At 62.8% G+C, this 16749-nt stretch carries 18 protein-coding genes and 1 tRNA gene; 16 read left to right on the top strand and 3 right to left on the bottom strand.

What is annotated here, in order from left to right; translation table 11 throughout:
- The first annotated feature begins 23 nt into the window (after nucleotides 1-23).
- The 10 genes from I6E58_RS12630 (at nucleotide 24) to I6E58_RS12585 (ending at nucleotide 9038) form a co-directional block, all read left to right on the top strand.
- Nucleotides 24-680 (top strand): YabN family protein, encoded by a 657-nt coding sequence (locus tag I6E58_RS12630; RefSeq protein ID WP_197134247.1) that lies wholly within the window; start codon nucleotides 24-26, stop codon nucleotides 678-680.
- 288 nt (nucleotides 681-968) lie between these two features.
- Nucleotides 969-1568 carry a TetR/AcrR family transcriptional regulator gene (locus I6E58_RS12625; RefSeq protein ID WP_231595631.1) on the top strand — a complete coding sequence of 200 codons (600 nt, stop codon included), beginning with the start codon at nucleotides 969-971 and terminating at the stop codon, nucleotides 1566-1568.
- Between the two features lie 36 nt (nucleotides 1569-1604).
- Nucleotides 1605-2894, top strand: coding sequence for a histidine--tRNA ligase (gene hisS / locus I6E58_RS12620; RefSeq protein WP_197134244.1), 1290 nt, complete (start codon nucleotides 1605-1607; stop codon nucleotides 2892-2894).
- A gap of 27 nt (nucleotides 2895-2921) precedes the next feature.
- A complete protein-coding gene (locus tag I6E58_RS12615) occupies nucleotides 2922-3878 on the top strand; it encodes a CPBP family intramembrane glutamic endopeptidase (RefSeq protein ID WP_307842138.1) in 957 nt (318 codons plus the stop codon).
- A 60-nt stretch (nucleotides 3879-3938) separates the two neighbouring features.
- Complete coding sequence (gene eno / locus I6E58_RS12610) at nucleotides 3939-5219, top strand: phosphopyruvate hydratase (RefSeq protein WP_129073241.1); 1281 nt, start codon at nucleotides 3939-3941, stop codon at nucleotides 5217-5219.
- Nucleotides 5220-5249: 30 nt separating this feature from the next.
- Nucleotides 5250-5756, top strand: a complete 507-nt coding sequence (locus tag I6E58_RS12605; protein WP_231595629.1) for a septum formation initiator family protein — start codon at nucleotides 5250-5252, stop codon at nucleotides 5754-5756.
- The gene (locus tag I6E58_RS12600; RefSeq protein WP_197134241.1) at nucleotides 5753-6322 is read left to right on the top strand and encodes a DUF501 domain-containing protein; all 570 of its coding nucleotides are present in this window, start codon (nucleotides 5753-5755) and stop codon (nucleotides 6320-6322) included. The genes I6E58_RS12605 and I6E58_RS12600 overlap by 4 nt, the downstream gene beginning before the upstream one ends.
- Nucleotides 6319-7569, top strand: a complete 1251-nt coding sequence (locus I6E58_RS12595) for a S8 family serine peptidase (protein ID WP_197134239.1) — start codon at nucleotides 6319-6321, stop codon at nucleotides 7567-7569. Before I6E58_RS12600 ends, I6E58_RS12595 begins: the two co-directional genes overlap by 4 nt.
- 39 nt (nucleotides 7570-7608) lie before the next feature.
- A complete protein-coding gene (locus I6E58_RS12590; protein ID WP_197134236.1) occupies nucleotides 7609-8925 on the top strand; it encodes an NAD(P)/FAD-dependent oxidoreductase in 1317 nt (438 codons plus the stop codon).
- Nucleotides 8926-8964: 39 nt separating this feature from the next.
- Nucleotides 8965-9038 (top strand) — tRNA-Leu (locus tag I6E58_RS12585).
- 63 nt (nucleotides 9039-9101) lie between these two features.
- On the opposite strand, the gene I6E58_RS12580 is transcribed toward I6E58_RS12585, so the two are convergent.
- Both I6E58_RS12580 and I6E58_RS12575 read right to left on the bottom strand, forming a co-directional pair.
- Nucleotides 9102-9524 (bottom strand): arsenate reductase ArsC, encoded by a 423-nt coding sequence (locus I6E58_RS12580; RefSeq protein ID WP_197134231.1) that lies wholly within the window; start codon nucleotides 9522-9524, stop codon nucleotides 9102-9104.
- 63 nt (nucleotides 9525-9587) lie between these two features.
- Nucleotides 9588-10637: a metalloregulator ArsR/SmtB family transcription factor gene (locus I6E58_RS12575; RefSeq protein ID WP_231595627.1), complete on the bottom strand. Its 1050-nt coding sequence runs from the start codon at nucleotides 10635-10637 to the stop codon at nucleotides 9588-9590.
- Nucleotides 10638-10703: 66 nt separating this feature from the next.
- On the opposite strand from I6E58_RS12575, the gene I6E58_RS12570 reads away from it, so the two are divergent.
- Together I6E58_RS12570 and I6E58_RS12565 are read left to right on the top strand one after the other, a co-directional pair.
- Nucleotides 10704-11390, top strand: a complete 687-nt coding sequence (locus I6E58_RS12570) for an MIP/aquaporin family protein (protein ID WP_197134228.1) — start codon at nucleotides 10704-10706, stop codon at nucleotides 11388-11390.
- 42 nt (nucleotides 11391-11432) lie between these two features.
- Complete coding sequence (locus tag I6E58_RS12565; protein ID WP_197134225.1) at nucleotides 11433-11660, top strand: hypothetical protein; 228 nt, start codon at nucleotides 11433-11435, stop codon at nucleotides 11658-11660.
- On the opposite strand, the gene I6E58_RS12560 is transcribed toward I6E58_RS12565, so the two are convergent.
- Entirely contained in the window at nucleotides 11657-11959 is a 303-nt protein-coding gene (locus tag I6E58_RS12560; RefSeq protein WP_197134222.1) for a putative quinol monooxygenase, read from the bottom strand. The two genes, I6E58_RS12565 and I6E58_RS12560, sit on opposite strands and share 4 nt — an antisense overlap.
- Nucleotides 11960-12169: 210 nt before the next feature.
- Here I6E58_RS12560 and I6E58_RS12555 point away from each other — a divergent pair, with 210 nt between their 5' ends.
- From I6E58_RS12555 to I6E58_RS12540, 4 genes are all read left to right on the top strand, one after another.
- On the top strand, nucleotides 12170-13396 hold the full coding sequence (locus I6E58_RS12555; RefSeq protein ID WP_197134218.1) for an amino acid deaminase/aldolase: 1227 nt from the start codon (nucleotides 12170-12172) through the stop codon (nucleotides 13394-13396).
- Nucleotides 13397-13442: 46 nt separating this feature from the next.
- Complete coding sequence (locus I6E58_RS12550) at nucleotides 13443-14828, top strand: D-arabinono-1,4-lactone oxidase (protein ID WP_197134215.1); 1386 nt, start codon at nucleotides 13443-13445, stop codon at nucleotides 14826-14828.
- Between the two features lie 62 nt (nucleotides 14829-14890).
- Complete coding sequence (locus I6E58_RS12545; protein WP_197134212.1) at nucleotides 14891-16036, top strand: FAD-dependent monooxygenase; 1146 nt, start codon at nucleotides 14891-14893, stop codon at nucleotides 16034-16036.
- A gap of 112 nt (nucleotides 16037-16148) precedes the next feature.
- Nucleotides 16149-16715 carry a LemA family protein gene (locus I6E58_RS12540; RefSeq protein ID WP_197134209.1) on the top strand — a complete coding sequence of 189 codons (567 nt, stop codon included), beginning with the start codon at nucleotides 16149-16151 and terminating at the stop codon, nucleotides 16713-16715.
- Nucleotides 16716-16749 lie beyond the last annotated feature (34 nt).

The following is a 16749-nucleotide window of genomic DNA, read 5'->3' as shown; positions in this document are numbered from 1 at the left end:
TTCGAGAGTGGGAGGATGGATCTATGACCGAGCCTGTTGCGCCCCATCCTGAACTCGACACCCTCATCGCCACGCTCGAGCGGCTGAGGGCCCCGGGCGGGTGCGCGTGGGACCGCGATCAAACGCATGAGTCACTCGTGAAGCATCTCGTGGAGGAGACGTACGAACTCGTCGAGGCGATCGAAAGCGGTGACGACGCTGACATGGTCGAAGAGTTGGGCGACGTGCTCTATCAGGTGCTCTTTCACGCCGACATCGCGGCTGAGGCCGGGCGCTTCACGCTCGAAGATGTGGCCGCGAACATGACGGCCAAGATGGTCGGTCGGCACCCGCACGTGTTTGGCGACACCACCGCAGAAACCGCGGATGACGTGATCGCCGTGTGGGATGACCTCAAAAAAGTCGAGAAACCACACCGCACGAGTGTCACCGACGGCATCCCCGCGAAGATGCCCGCGTTGGCGTTGGCCGACAAACTTCTGGGCCGCGCTCACAAAGTGGGGCTTCTGGATGCCACGGCTCCCGGCGCGATCAATGTCACGGAAGAAGACGAACTGGGCCCGCTGTTGCTGGCGATTGTGGCATCCGCGAAAGCTAATGGCTTGGATTCAGAACGAGCGTTACGCACGGCTCTTCGGCAGCTGACTGAGGAGATCAAGGAACACGAGACGTCGAGCTAGGTCTCGACGCTCCCCGAAACCCGGATGGGTGGTGCCCCCCTTAACCCGAATAAGGAGGGCACCGGCGCAATGCCAGCAAACGAGACATGTGATCGCACGTCGATCGTTTACAGAATGGCATCGCGCGTTGATGAATCGGTAGGATTACCCGTCCTGCCGATCCAGCGCTGGAGAAGCCCTTGGTGAGAGGGTTTCACGTTGTTGTGGTGCCGATAACAGGTTTCTGGCACAAGGAGAAATCATAACTGTTGCTTCGTTCATTAGCAAACAACCGTTATGTTAATAACCATGGCACGCAGACCCGACCCGACGCGCAAGCCAGCCCTTGTTCAGCAAATTATTGCCCATCTTGCTGACAAACCGCTGTCTAGCCTCACATTCCGTTCGCTCGCGAAAGCGCTCGACGTCAGCACCTTTACGCTCGTCTACCATTTTGGAACGCGGGCCGAGCTCATCCGCGAGATCGTTCACGCCAACGCGCGTGGGGCGAGCCCCGAGGAAGCTGCCGGGCTGCCCGTTCACACCCTCGACGATTACTTCAACAGCCTGTATCTGTCGTGGCAATGGACGCAGCTGCCCGAAAATTTGCACCGCCAGCGTCTCGAACTCGAAGCGGGGCTGCTCGAGGCTGTTGAGCGCGACGAGCTCAGTGTGACGCGCCCACTGTTCGCCCAGTGGATCACGATGGGCTCTGCAGCGCTCGTCGCGTTCGGCCTCACCGAAGAGCAAGCTCAGCTCGAGGCACGGCTTCTCGTGAACATGTTCCACGGCGTGCAGTTCGACCTCGTTCTCAATCAGAACCGCGAAGCATCCGCCGCCGTCTTTAACGCCGCAGTCAGCCACCACCGTCAGCGAATCGAGCAACTGCTCGCTGAGGTTGCGCGGTAGCAGCGAACCCCTGTCGCGTGCGAGAGAATAGGAATCATGGCGTCAACGGTTAATCCTCCCCGCGGTATGCGGGACTTCCTTCCGGCAGAAAAGGCTCAGCGCGAGCGCGTTCTCGGCGTGATCCGGAGCAGCTATCGCGCGCACGGGTTCGACGAGATCGAAACCCCCGTGATGGAGGACAGCTCACGGCTGCATGCTGGCCTGGGCGGTGACAACGAGAAGCTTGCTTTCGCCGTGATGAAGCGCGGGCTTACGGCAGAGAAATTGCAGGCGGCATCCGACGCTCTCGATCTTGCTGACCTCGGGATGCGGTTCGACCTCACCGTTCCGCTTGCTCGGTTCTATGCGACCCACCGTGCTGAACTGCCTAAGGTGTTCCGTTCCATTCAGATGGCGCCCGTCTGGCGTGCCGAACGCCCGCAGAAGGGCCGCTACCGCCAGTTCGTGCAGTGCGATATCGACATCATGGGCGAAGCGGGCCCCAGCGCTGAAATCGAACTCATCACCGCTACGGCGGCGACCCTCGACGCTCTCGGAGTAGAGGGCTGCACCATCCGTGTCAACGACCGTCGCTTGCTCACGAGCTCGCTCACCATCCTCGGGTTCCCGGCCAAGGAGCACGAAGCGGTGCTCATCACCGTCGACAAGCTCGACAAACTCGGTGCCGACGGAGTCATTGCTGAGCTTCGCGAGCGCGCTTTTCCGGACGCTCCGGTGGCGGCGCTCGCCGAATTCCTTCGGCGCCCGGCGCCCGAAACCCGTCCTCAGTTCAATGCGGATGCGATCCGTGCCGCGCTGCCCGCTGGAGTCACCGAAGAGGTCATCCTTGAACTCGCGGCGATCGGTCACGCGGTTGAAGCGGGTCGCGGCGATTCCGGCTCGCTCATTGAATTCGACCCGTGGTTGGTGCGGGGGATGGGCTACTACACGGGCGCCATTTTTGAGGTCGCGCATCCGGCACTCGGATATTCGCTCGGTGGCGGCGGGCGCTACGACGGAATGATCGGCCGTTTCTTGGGCAGTGACGTTCCCGCTGTGGGGTTCTCGCTTGGTTTCGAGCGCCTGGTTGACCTCGTTGAGCTTGGCGCGGCAACCGACGACGATCAAGTCGCCCTCGTGTACGACGCCGACGTTGAGGCGGCGACACTCGTGCGTCTGCAGGCCGTGTTGATCAAGGACGGCAAGCGAGTGCGGCTCGAGGCGCGGCCCAAGAAACTGCCGCAGCTTCTCGACCAGCTCCGGGATGCCGGTTTCACCAGTTTCGCGACGGTCCGTGCAGAGAACGTGAGCATTGATAGCCTTGAGTTCAAGCCGCTGGGTGGTTAGATAGCACCCGCTTTTCGAGGGAGAACAGTGAACGCTCAGGTCAAACCGATTCTCGTCTTTGTCTCTCTGAGTTTTGGGCTCGCGTGGGTGTTCGCTCTGCCGTTGTGGTTCACCGGCGGTCTCGAAAATCCGTTCTTCCCGGTGTTCGCTCTCGCGATGATGTTTACGCCCGCGATTGCCGCGCTTGTTGTCGTCTTCTTTGTGGAGAAGCATCCGGATGCCCGCTCCCGCCGTGCGGCGCTGGGGCTCGGTTCGGTGCGCCCTATCGGCAGGTTCCTGCGCTACTTGGCGCTAGCACTCGTCATTCCACCCGCTCTCATTCTGGCGGCGCTCGCCGTCGGAGCGCTTGTCGGCGTCTACCCGGCCGATTTCGTTAACTTCTCCGGTTACCAGACGATGCTCGACGGCCAGCTTGAGGCGCTTGGCCAAGCACCGCTAGCGGTTCCGATCGGGCTGCTCGTGGCGGCACAGTTCCTCAACGTGGCGATCGGTGCTGTCATCAACACCATCCCGGCACTGGGAGAAGAACTCGGCTGGCGCGGCTGGCTGCTGCCCAAACTGCTGCCCCTCGGCATCGTTCCCGCCATCATTATTTCGGGAGTGATCTGGGGGCTCTGGCATGCGCCCCTCATCCTGCTCGGCTACAACTATCCGGGCGCTCCGGGGTGGCTCGCGCTCGCGGCCATGGTCGGCATGACCATCGTCGTTGGCGGCGTTTTTGCGTGGCTGCGCATCCGATCTGTATCTGTCTGGCCTGCCGCGCTCGCACACGGTTCGTTCAATGCCGCTGCCGGGTTTTCCTTCGTCTTCATCATGGTCGGTGAGAGTTTCGACCCGCTTCAGGCCAGCATCCTGGGCTGGACCGGATGGCTCGTGCCGCTCGTTCTCGTGATCGTACTGATTGCCACGGGACAGTTCCGCCCCGCCCCGCCGCAGCCCACCGTGCCTCGTAACGAGTCAGCGCCTGTCGCTGGCGCGGAGTAGGCTTTCACACGGACATCCACCACTAATAGTCCAAACAATCTTTCTTAAAGGAGATCCCCTGTGGCCTTGATCGAAGCAGTTGGCGCCCGCGAAATTCTTGACTCTCGGGGCAACCCGACCGTTGAGGTCGAAGTTTTGCTCGACGACGGTGTGGTTTCCCGCGCCGCAGTTCCCTCGGGAGCATCCACTGGAGCATTCGAGGCTTACGAGCTTCGCGATGGCGACAAAGGCCGTTACCTCGGCAAGGGCGTTCAGAAGGCCGTTGACGCGGTTATCGACGACCTTGGCCCCGCCATCGAAGGCCTCGACGCCTCCGACCAGCGTCTCGTCGACGCTGAGCTCATCGCGGTTGACGGCTCCGAGAACAAGAAGAACCTTGGCGCCAACTCGATTCTCGGTGTGTCGCTCGCCGTGGCGAAGGCTGCTGCTGACTCGGCAGACCTGCCCCTCTTCCGCTACCTTGGCGGACCGAACGCTCACGTGCTCCCCGTGCCGATGATGAACGTCATCAACGGTGGTTCGCACGCCGACAGCAACGTCGACATCCAAGAATTCATGATCCTCCCGCACGGCGCCGAGACCTTCAGCGAAGGCCTCCGCTGGGGTGTTGAGACCTACCACGTGCTCAAGGACCTTCTCAAGAGCAAGGGCCTCAGCACTGGCCTCGGCGACGAGGGCGGCTTTGCCCCCGACCTCTCGAGCAACCGTGCCGCACTTGACCTCCTCATGGAAGCAATCGAGAAGGCTGGCTTCACCCCCGGCAAGGACATCGCCGTTGGACTCGACGTCGCTGCGACCGAGTTCTACAAAGACGGTTCGTACACCTTCGAGGGTGCCTCGAAGTCGGCTGGCGAGATGAGCGCGTACTACGCCGAGCTCGTTGCTGCGTACCCGCTCGTGTCGATCGAAGACCCACTCGACGAAGACGACTGGGAGGGCTGGGCTCAGCTCAACGCCGAGATCGGTTCGAAGACTCAGATCGTCGGAGATGACCTGTTCGTCACCAACCCGAAGCGTCTCGCCAAGGGAATCGAACTCGCCACGGCAAACTCGATCCTCGTGAAGGTGAACCAGATCGGTTCGCTCACGGAGACCCTCGATGCTGTGTCCATGGCTCAGCGCGCTGGCTACACCGCTGTTATCTCGCACCGTTCCGGCGAGACCGAAGACACCACGATCGCTGACCTCGCGGTAGCGCTCAACACTGGCCAGATCAAGACCGGTGCACCAGCTCGCTCCGAGCGCGTAGCGAAGTACAACCAGCTGCTGCGCATCGAAGAAGAGCTCGGCGATGCCGCAGTTTACGCTGGCCGTTCCGCCTTCCCGCGGTTCAACGGCTAGCACTCACTAGCGTCGTCTAGCATCGAACGCATGGCTAGGCGAGTACGAGCAAAAAAGGTAGCGGTGTCGTTGCCCGAGGAGAGCGCGCCAGAACACTGGCTGCGCACGATTCGCTTCTCGGGCTTCACCGTGCTCATGCTTGGTTTGCTCATACTCGCCGTCGTCGTCCTTGCGCCGAACCTGCGCATCCTGATCGAGCAACAGCAAACGATCGCGCAGCTTCAAGCGCAGGTCGACGAAGCGCAAGAATCCGTCGACGATCTCGACGTGAACGTAGCGCGGTGGGATGACCCCGCGTATATCGAATCGCAGGCTCGGGATCGGCTGTACTACGTGTACCCGGGCGAAGTGAGCTATCTCGTCACCGGCGACGCCGATCAGGTCACCACAGCAGATGGTGTGCCAGTGAGTGCGAGCATCCAAACGACCCAGATCGATTGGGTGCAATCTCTCGTGTCGTCCATCTACACTGCTGGTCTCACCGACAAAGCCCCCGACGACCTCACCGACCCCGCAACTGAAGGATCTGAGCAATGACCACCCCACCGTTTGACGCCGTCAGCGATGAAGATGTGCGCATTGTGTCGCTTCAACTCGGGCGCCCTGCTCGCGATGTGATCGGTATCGCTGCGCGCTGCGTGTGCGGTGCTCCCACCGTCGTGTCAACGAAGCCGCGCCTGAGCGATGGAACGCCGTTCCCCACTATCTATTACCTGTGCCACCCGGCCGCGACGGCATCCGTCTCAACGCTCGAGGCTGAAGGCCACATGCCTGAGCTCGCCGCGATGCTGGAGGGTGAAATCGGTGCTCAGTATCAGGCGGCGCATGAGGCGTACATCGCTGACCGCGATGGAATCGAAGTTGTTGCCGAGCTTGCCGGCGTTTCAGCCGGTGGCATGCCGACTCGAGTGAAGTGCCTACACGCCCTCGTCGGGCACACGCTCGCGGCGGGGCCGGGCGTCAACCCCATCGGCGATATCGCTCTTGAGCGCGCCTCGTGGAACCCCGCCATTTGCCAGTGCCCCGACTACTCGGAGGCCGCTGAGGAGAGAGCCGCTGAGCAGAATGCCGCAGCGGGCAAGGCGGCGGAGAGCGGCCAGTGAAGCTCTGGGCTGCCGGCCTCGTCGTGATGGCGAGTTTGGCATCCGTATTGGTAGCGACACCCGCGCACGCGGATGCGGTGCGCGACCAACAGTATTGGCTTCAGGAATACGGCATCGAGGCTGCCTGGAAAACCACCAAGGGTGCCGGAGTCACGATCGCCGTCATCGATACCGGTGTTGACGGCACGGTGAAAGAACTTGTCGGCGCAGTCACCGGGGGAACAGATTTTTCGGGCGAGGGCGCCCCCGACGGGCAGAAGGCTGTCGGCGAAGACAACCCGGCCCACGGCACGCTTGTGGCGTCTCTGGCCGCGGGGCGAGGCACCGGAACGGGTGCTGGCGTGATCGGCGCAGCTCCCGAAGCCAATATTTTGGCGATCTCGATCGGTTTCACGGGCGGCCCCATTAGCTCGGATGACCAAATTGCTCAGGCAGTTCGTTACGCGGTCGATCAGGGTGCCGACGTCATCAACCTCTCGCTCACTCGCGAAACTCTGGACTGGCCCACGAGCTGGGACAGCGCCTTCCTGTACGCCATGCAAAATGATGTGGTCGTCGTTGCTGCCGCCGGTAACCGTGGCAGCGGCACGACCTCGGTCGGTGCTCCCGCCACAATGCCGGGAGTGTTGACCGTCGCCGGCGTCGATGTGAATGGCGTCGCCAGTTTTAATGCTTCAACGCAGGGCATCACGATCGGTGTTGCAGCTCCGAGCGAAGATCTCGTCGGTGTCGCGCCCGGCGGATCACACGTGCTCTGGAACGGCACCAGTGGAGCAACGCCGATTGTTGCTGGCATCGTCGCACTCGTGCGTGCTGCGCATCCAGAACTGGATGCCAATAATGTGATCAACCGCATCGTGGCTACCGCGCACGACACGGGTACTCCCGGCACCGACGCTATCTATGGTTTTGGATTGATCGATGCTGAGGATGCCGTGAACGCCAACGTGCCCTTGGTTGACGAGAACCCGATGGGAAGCCTCGCGGAATGGATCACGATCTACCGCCGCGCACAATCAACTCCCGCCCCGGTGCCGACGTTCAGTCCCACGCCGCAGCCGGTCCCCGAGAACGACACGACGACCATTGCGGGCCCGGCAAGTCCCTTGGGAACGCTGTTGCCGACCGTCAGCATGCTTCGTAATGTGGGCGTTCCGCTCGCCGTTTACGGTATTTTCTTCCTCATTTTGGCTGGTTCCGGCGTTCTCGCCTGGCGCCGGTTTAGGAGTCTGCGCGAGAGGGAGTAAGTTTGGTGGCGAACTTCCCCTTTTAGGAGACTCTAACTCGTGCCAAAAATCTTGATTGTCGGCGGCGGTTACGCCGGTTTTTACACTGCTCGTAAGCTCGAAAAGTGGCTACGCCGCGGCGAAGCTGAGGTCACCATGGTTGACCCTCTTCCCTACATGACGTACCAGCCTTTCCTGCCCGAGGTTGCTGCAGGCTCGATCGAGCCTCGCCACGCGGTTGTTCCTCACCGTCGCCACCTGAAGACCACCAAGGTCGTCACGGCGAAGGTCACGGGAATCAACCACGCGACAAAGACCGCAACGATTCAGCCCGAGGTGGGCGACTCGTGGGAGATGGAATACGACCTCGTTGTCGTGACCGCCGGTGCCGTTTCGCGTACCTTCCCCATCCCCGGTGTTGCTGACGAAGCCATCGGTATGAAGACGATCGAAGAGGCAGTGGAGGTGCGTGACCGCATCCTCACCAACTTCGATAAGGCATCCAACTTGCCTGCTGGCCCCGAGCGCGACCGTCTACTGACGTTCGTTGTTGTCGGTGGCGGCTTCGCCGGTATCGAAGCCTTCGGCGAAATGCGCAGCCTCGCCTCATCGCTGCTGGCGCTCTACCCGAACCTCAAGTTCGAAGACACTCACTTCCACCTCATCGAAGCTATGGGTCGCATCATGCCTGAGGTTTCGCTTGAGACGAGCAAGTGGGTTATCAAGAACCTCGCTGACCGTGGCGCTCAGATTCACCTCGACACCCAGCTGAAGTCCGCTGTGGATGGCGTGGTTGAGCTGTCGACCGGCGAAAGCTTCGAGTCAGACACCATCGTGTGGACCGCTGGCGTTATGGCGAACCCCGTGGTTCGTGCCACCGACCTTCCCATCGAGGAGCGTGGCCGCATCCGCGTGCAGGCTGACCTCCGTGTCATCAACGACGACGGAATCGTCGAGGGTGCTTGGGGTGCTGGCGACGTGTGTGCTGTTCCTGACCTCACCGGTGGTGGCGTTGGCGGCTTCTGCGTTCCGAACGCTCAGCACGCTGTTCGCCAGGCCAAGCTCATGGCCAAGAACATCGTGGCTTCGCTGCGCGACGAAGAGCCCAAGGACTACTTCCACAAGAACCAGGGTGCGGTTGCCGGTCTCGGCCTGTACCACGGTGTCTTCCAGTCCGGCAAGATCGCGATCAAGGGCTTCCCAGCCTGGTTCATGCACCGTGGTTACCACGGCATGGCGATGCCGATGTTCGAGCGCAAGGCTCGCGTCTTCAGTAACTGGATCACGAACTTCTTCTGGGGTCGCGACACTGTCTCAATCGAGGCTCGCGTAGAACCGCGTCGCGCGTTCGAAGAGTTCGCGTCACGCCCCAAGTAGTGTGACTGCAGGCTCTGCGCGCAAGCGTGGAGCCTGCGTGCCCCGATAGCCCAATTGGCAGAGGCAGATGACTTAAAATCATCACAGTCAGGGTTCGAGTCCCTGTCGGGGCACTATCTGCTTAACGAACTGAAGGCGGTCGCAATGCGGCCGCCTTCAGTTGTTTAATCGGGTATCTAGGCGGGCAGAATTTCTGCCAGTAGCTTCTGGATGCGCGCCTTGATGTCGTCACGGATGGGGCGCACGTCTTCGATGCCCTTACCGCGGGGGTCGACGAGCTCCCAGTCTTCGTAGCGCTTGCCGGGGAAGATCGGGCAGACGTCGCCGCAGCCCATCGTGATGACGACATCCGAGGCCTGCACCTGGTCGGTGGTCATGAGCTGGGGGACCGCCTGGGAGATGTCGATGCCCTCTTCGGCCATCGCGGCGACGGCGGTGGGGTTGATCTCGTTGCCGGGCTCCGAGCCGCCCGAGCGGACCTCGACGGCACCGTGCGAGAGCGCCGCCATGTAGCCGGCGGCCATCTGGGAACGACCCGCATTGTGGATGCAGACGAACAGGACGACGGGCTTAGCGGTGGGGGCAGTCTCGGTAGTCATAGGCAAAGCATAGATGAATGTCTATGCTTTGCGCGAGCGCTGCGGGTGCAGGAACGCGATAGTTCACGCAGCGTTCACCGGCGGCAGCGAGCGAAGCAGCTCGCGCACTCGGGTGTCGATGTCGTCGCGCACGGCACGCACGCCATCCATCGCCATGGCGGCGGGGTCGGGCAATTCCCAATCGAGGTAGCGGCGGCCGGGGTAGATCGGGCAGGCGTCGCCGCAGCCCATCGTGATGACGACATCCGCGCCGCGCACGACCTCATCGGTGAGGGGCTTCGGGTATTCGCCATCGACCGAGACGCCGATCTCATCGAGCGCGGCCACAATCTTCGGGTTGATTGACTCGGTCGGTTGTGATCCCGCGGTCAGCACGCGAACTCGATCTCCGGCGAGGGAGCGCAGGATGGCAGCGGCCAGCTGGGAGCGACCGGCATTTTGCACGCACACGAAGAGCACGCTGGTCGGGCGGGTCGCGCCGGGGGCTGCGGCCTCTGCCGGATCCTCGGCTGGCGCGTCGCTGGATGCTGGCGAGTCTGCGGTTGCTGTGGTGTCGCGGTGAAGCTGAGCCGCTTCCAGTGCCCCCAGACGGTCGGCCGCAAACCGCGATGTATGGGACGACAGATGGCGATCCCGCGGTGCTCCCTGCTGGAGAAGCTCATAACTGCTCGCGACATAACCCGCGATGGTCTCGCGGGAGAAGGTGCCAGCGAATCGCATGGCGAGGTCGCTGCTGATTCGTTCGAGAACGGCAGGGTCGACGCTCACGGGCACGCCATCGCTGGGGGAGCGTTGCACAAAATCAAAGACATCGGCAAGGCGCGACGGCACGAGGGAGTACCAGACCTGGCGCCCTTCCTGAGTGCTCTGCAGGATGCCGTCAGTCGCCATGATGCGCACGTGGTGGCTCACAGTGGGCTGGGTGAGGCCGAGGCGAGCAGCAAGGTCGGTGACTCCGCGGCGGCCGTCGGGGGCATCCATGAGTAGGCGCAGAATCTGCACTCGGGTGGGGTCAGCGATCGCACGCATGCTCTGGGCGATGCGTTCGGCTACCGCGCGTTCGCTTTCGGGAGCGGGAGCGGGAGCGGGAGCGGATGACTCGGTCGCAGGCATGGCACTCAGTCTAAGCGAGAGCGCATGATTCATAGACAGTTATCAATGTTTCGGTATGATCGCCGAATGACCGCGCCTCGCACTTTCGCTCTTGCCCGCCGACTGACCGCTGAATTTATCGGCAGCGCCGGCCTCGCCGCGGTCGTCATCGGTTCCGGTATCGCTGCTCAGCAGCTTTCGCCGGGCGACACGGGGCTGCAACTTCTCGAGAATGCTCTCGCGACGGCCTTCGGGCTTGGCGTGCTCATCCTCGTCTTCATGACCGTTAGTGGCGCTCACTTCAACCCGGTCGTTTCGATCGTAGACTCGCTCAGCGGGCTGCGGTCGTGGCGCGATACCGCGTTCTACATCCCGACCCAAATCATCGGATGCATCGTCGGCGCGATCCTCGCGAACGTCATGTTTGGCCAGGCTGCCGTGACGTTCAGCACGACCGTGCGCCTCACGCCAAGCCACTTTCTCAGCGAGGTCGTCGCGACCGTCGGCCTCATCGTCGTGATCTTCGCTCTCGTGCGAACCGGCCGTGCCAACCTCGCGCCGATCGCTGTGGGCGCGTACATCGGCGGGGCGTACTTCTTCACGAGCTCCACGAGCTTCGCCAACCCTGCCATCACCATCGGTCGGATGTTCAGTGACACGTTTGCGGGAATCGCCCCCGGCTCGGCCCCCGGCTTCATCGCGGCCCAGCTCATCGGCGCCGCGATCGGTTTCGGCCTCGTGCGGTGGGTGTTCCCCGAGCGTCGAATCGCGTAACCTCAAGCAGATAGATTCTCAATTTATGGCGATGGGGTCACGATGATCGACAACTTCAGTGTGTGGCACCTCGTCATCGTCGCGACGCTGATCCTGCCCTACGCTGCGAGCGTCTGGGCCATCATCGTCACCGCCCGCGAGACGACCCTGTCGATGTTCTTTCTGCTCGTGTGGGCGGTCGTGCTGCTCGCGATTCCCTATTTTGGGCTCATTGCATGGGTGTTCTGGTGGAACGCCGGAAAACGTAGTCGCGCGAACCGCAGTTCTTAGTCGCGCAGCGGCGAACCGACAACCTCGAAGCGGTGGCCGCCCATCTCGCCGCTCAGCAGCGGCATCGCTTCTTTGATCGCGGCCTGCACGCTCGCCAGCTGTAACGAGAGGGCGTGGGCCTCGGCCGATTCCCACAGCTCAGAAACAAACACGGTGTCGGGCTGCTCGTCGCTTACCCCAACCTCGTAACTGAGGCATCCGGCGCTATCGAGGTCGGTGCTGCGCCGCGTGAGAATGGCGACGACCTCATCGCGGTGGCCGGGCTTCACTCCAAGGGTGCCTACGTTTACGAAAGTCATGATTACACTCAACGCCACCGACGCGCGACGGTCAAGCGGCCATCCGCGAGAAGCACCGAGGCCAGCGCACCGGCTCAGCATGAGAGCCGCAATCCTGCGCGGCCCGTTGTGCTGCGCGCGCAGTTCTGGGAAAGTTGAGCCACCACGGCGCCGCTGCCCACCCCGGTCGCGCTGTGCCTCGACAACCGCCGCCGTGGCCCAAAGGAATCCGTGAAGCTGCTCAGCACCCCCGCAACGCCTTGGCACGCCCCCGAGCACTATTGGCAGACGCTCGCCGACGCCACGCACGCGCTCGATGCTCCCTATGGCGTGCTCTCGCTTGAAGCGCTCTCGCACAATGCCGCCGACATGGTTCGCCGGGCATCCGGAGTGCCGATTCGGGTGGCGAGCAAGTCCATCCGCGTTCGTGCGGTCATGGACGCGGTGCTCGAGCTTGACGATTTTCGGGGCGTTCTGGCCTACACCCTCACTGAGGCGCTGTGGCTGGCAGAGACCATCGACGATGTTGTCGTCGGCTACCCCTCGGTGGACCGCGCCGCCATCGCCGCGCTCGGCACGAGCCCGGCGCTCGCCGAACGCGTGACGCTCATGATCGACTCGGTCGAGCACCTCGACTTCGTCGACTCGGTGCTGTCGCCGCAGCACCGCGAGACCATTCGGGTGTGCATCGATGTGGATGCCTCGTTCCAGTCCCCGCTGCTCGGTCACGTCGGAGCACATCGCTCGCCAGTGCGCTCGGCGGCGCAAGCGCGCACTCTGGCCAGTGCAGTGGTCGACCGTGCCGGCTTCACGCTCGTCGGGATCATGGCGTACGAAGCGCAGATCGCAGGAGTCGGCAACAGACCGCCTCACAAGGCTGCGTTCGGTCGCCTCCTCGATGTAATGCAGGCGGCATCCGCCAAAGAACTTCGCGAGCGTCGCGGCGAAATCGTGGCGTCGGTGAGCGAAATCGCCGAGCTCGAATTTGTTAATGGCGGCGGCACGGGCTCGCTCGAATCTACCGCCGACGACACCGCGGTCACGGAGATCGCGGCGGGCAGCGGCCTCTTCGGCCCGCACCTGTTTGACAACTACAGTCACTTCACCCCAGCCCCGGCGGCAGCATTCGCGCTCGCCGTCGACCGCAAATACTCGCTCGATATCGCGACGGTGCACGGTGGCGGGTGGATCGCCTCGGGCGAAGCCGGCGTCGACCGGATGCCCCAGCCCGAGTGGCCCGAAGGCCTCAAGTATGTGCCGCGCGAGGGCGCCGGCGAAGTGCAGTCCCCGTTCACGGGCCCCGCTGCGGAACACCTTGAGGTGGGCGACCGCGTCTGGTTCCGCCACGCGAAAGCCGGCGAACTGTCGGAGCACCTCAACGAATTCGCGGTCGTCGCCGATGGTCGCATCGTCGACACAGTGCCGACCTATCGCGGCGAGGGTAAAGCCTTCCTATGACGACATCGAACCGCGGCAGTGCTGCTGCCCCGCAGAACGCCGCACGATGACAACGCCCGAGTGGATGCCGCCCGCGGCTGCAAGCGCCGCGAGCACGGTTCCGGCATCCCTCCGTCCCGGCTCCGGCTGGCGCAATTGGGGTCGTTCTGAGAGCGCGCATCCTGAATTTGCGGCTCGCCCGGAAAGCATCGACGAGGTTATCGCGGCGGTGAACTTCGCACGCGACTCAGGCGTAACGGTCAAGGCCTGGGGTGCCGGTCACAGCTTCACCTCGATTGCGGCAACCGACGGCCTGCACCTCGACGTGGGCGTGATCGCGGGCGTGATCGCGGTCGGGGGCGCCGACGGCACGCAGCCCACTCACGTCACGCTCGGGGCCGGCACGAACCTCTACGAACTTCCTGCGCTGCTCGAACCGCTCGGGCTCGCGCTCGCCAACATGGGCGACATCGACCGCCAGACAATCGCCGGTGCTATCTCCACGGGCACCCACGGCACGGGGGCCCGCTTCGGCGGCATCGCCACCCAAGTGCGCGGTGTCACCCTCGTCACGGCGGCGGGCGAGGTGCTGCGCGTGAACGCGAATGAGAACCCGCAGCTGCTGCCTGCCGCTGCGCTCAGTTTGGGTGCCCTCGGCATCCTCGTCGACGTCACGATCGAATGCGTGCCGACATTTCTGCTGCACGCGGTGGAGCGCCCCGAACCGGCCGCCGTCGTGCTCGATGAGTGGCTGCAGCGCAGTGCCGAAACTGATCACTTCGAGTTCTTCGTCTGGCCGCACACCACGACGGCTCTGACCAAGAGCAACACGCGTCTGCTGGGTGATGCGCCGCGGCATCCGCTCAGCCGGTTTTCGCGTTGGTTTGATGACGAGTTCATGGCCAACGGAGTCTTTCGTGCCATCAGCGCCGCCGGCCACGCAGCGCCGGCGATTATCCCGCCGATCAACCGGCTCGCCGTGAAGCTCTCGGGCAATCGCGAGTTCACTGACGTGTCGACCAGCGTCTTCGTCACCGATCGCACGGTTCGGTTTCGCGAAATGGAATATGCCCTCCCTCTCGAAGCGGTGCCGGATGCCGTGCGCGCCATCCAGAAATTGATCACCGATCGAGGGTGGAGGGTTTCGTTTCCGATCGAGGTGCGCTCGGCGGCGGCGGACTCCTTGCTGCTCTCTACCGCGTCGGGGCGCGCCACCGGATATGTCGCGGTGCACCGGTATTGGCGCGAAGACCCCGCCGAGTATTTTCGCGAGGTCGAGGCGATCATGATGGCTCACGACGGCCGACCTCACTGGGGAAAGTTGCATAACCGGCCAGCCGAATCGCTCGCGACGGCGTATCCGCGATTCAATGAGTTCTTGAGTATTCGCGACCGGCTCGATCCCGGTCGCGTATTCGCGAACGATTATCTGCGCCAAGTGTTGGGGCAGTAGCTGCCTGGGGCCGAAGTCAGGCTCACTACAAGTAGCGAGAGGGCACGATTATCAAAGCCATTGTGTGTGGAGCAGGAATTTCGGGGCTCACGGTCGCCGGTCAATTGGCCGAGCGCGGCTGGGAGGTCACGCTGCTCGAGGCTGCGCCCGAACGTCGTACGCAGGGCTACATGATCGACTTCTTCGGACCCGGGTACGACGCCGCCGAGAAAATGGGCATTCTGGAGCGTTTGCGCGAGCTGAGCTACTCGATCACCGAGGCTCGCTTTGTGCGGCCCAACGGTCGTAGCCAGTCGCTCGATTACGGAGTTGTCGCCGCCAATGAGGGCGGCAAACTTCTGAGTCTCATGCGTCAAGACCTCGAGCTGACACTCTTCGAAGCTCTGCCCGACTCCGTCGATGTGCGGTTCGGCAGTGCGGTCACCGCGGTGGAAGATCGCACCGACTACGTCACGGCGGTGTTGGCCGATGGCACGCGCATTTCGGGCGACATTGTGGTCGCGGCCGACGGCATCCACTCGGCAGTTCGTTACAGCATCTTTGGCGATTCGGCGGCGTTCGACCGTCAACTCGGCATGCACACCTGCGCCTACACGTTCGATTCACCGACGTTGCACGCCAAGCTTGGCGACAGCCTGATTTCTACTGACGAGCTGGACCGCATGGTCGGGCTTTACGGTCTGCACGACGGCCGGGTAGCGCTCTTCGCCGCGCACCGTGTCGAGGACACCGTGCTGCCCGCTAACACCCGCGAGGCCATTCAGGCCGCCTATGCGGGCATGGGCGACGACGTGGCTGAAGCGTTAGCGAAGTGCCCGGAGCCGGCCAAAATTTACTACGACCAGGTTGCACAGATTGAGCTTCCCGTGTGGAGCCGCGGTCGAGTCGTCTTCGCGGGGGATGCCTGTCAGGCGGTGTCACTGCTCGCCGGGCAGGGCGCATCCTTGGCGATTGCCGGCGGGCTGCTGTTGGCCGAGAAACTCTCGGGCGATCGCGAACCGAGTGCGGCTTTCGCCGAATACGAAGAAGAGTGGATGCCGGTGGTCGCCGATAAGCAGGCCGCTGGTCGTCGTGCCGCGAACGGCTTCCTGCCGCACACCACGTTTCAGTTGTGGAAGCGTCGCGTGGGACTCGCGCTTCTCACGACGCCGGTCATTGGCAAGTTCGTTACGTCATCTGTTACGGGGACAAAAGCACTGAATCAGTGAGCGATTCGCTCTGCAGGGCCCGCGTTGGGCGGCGGTTGTCGACCCGCGATTGGGGGCCGCGAGCGGCTCGTTTTCTCGGTGGAGGCACAGCAGCGCGTTCTATAGTTAACGTATGGAATTCCTGATCGTAATCGGCGTCATCGTTCTGCTCGTAGTCATCGTTGGTATCTACTTGTGGACGACGTATAACGCGCTCGTCACCCTCAACGTGCGGGTTGATGAAGCGTGGAGCGACATTACGGTGCAGCTCAAGCGTCGTGCTGACTTGCTTCCCAACCTCATCGAGGCGGTCAAGGGCTATGCAGCTCACGAAAAGGGTGTCTTCGAGTCGGTGACCAAGGCCCGCGCCGAGACACTCAGCGCTCAGGGTCCCGTCGATGCTGCTGCTGCTGAAAACCACATGCAGTCTGCCCTCAAGAGCATTTTCGCGGTCGCTGAGGCGTACCCGCAGCTGCAAGCCAGCCAGAACTTCCTGCAGCTTCAGGGCGAACTTGTCGACACGGAAGACAAGATTCAGGCCAGCCGCCGCTTCTACAACGGTGGCGTGCGTGAGCTCAACACCAAGATCAAGATCTTCCCGAACACGTTGTTCGCTCGAAACCTTGGTTTCCACGAGCGCGAATTCTTCGAGGTTGCGGATGCCGCTTCCATCGCAGAGCCGCCTCGCGTTCAGTTCTAATTCTTCGTCTTTCTAACGGCGTGACCAGGATGTC

Origin of the sequence: Salinibacterium sp. SWN1162 (assembly GCF_015864675.1) — a bacterium.
GTDB lineage: Bacteria > Actinomycetota > Actinomycetes > Actinomycetales > Microbacteriaceae > Rhodoglobus.
The sequence above is the reverse complement of the archived record's forward strand: the minus strand, read 5'-3'. Positions and strand labels throughout refer to the sequence as shown.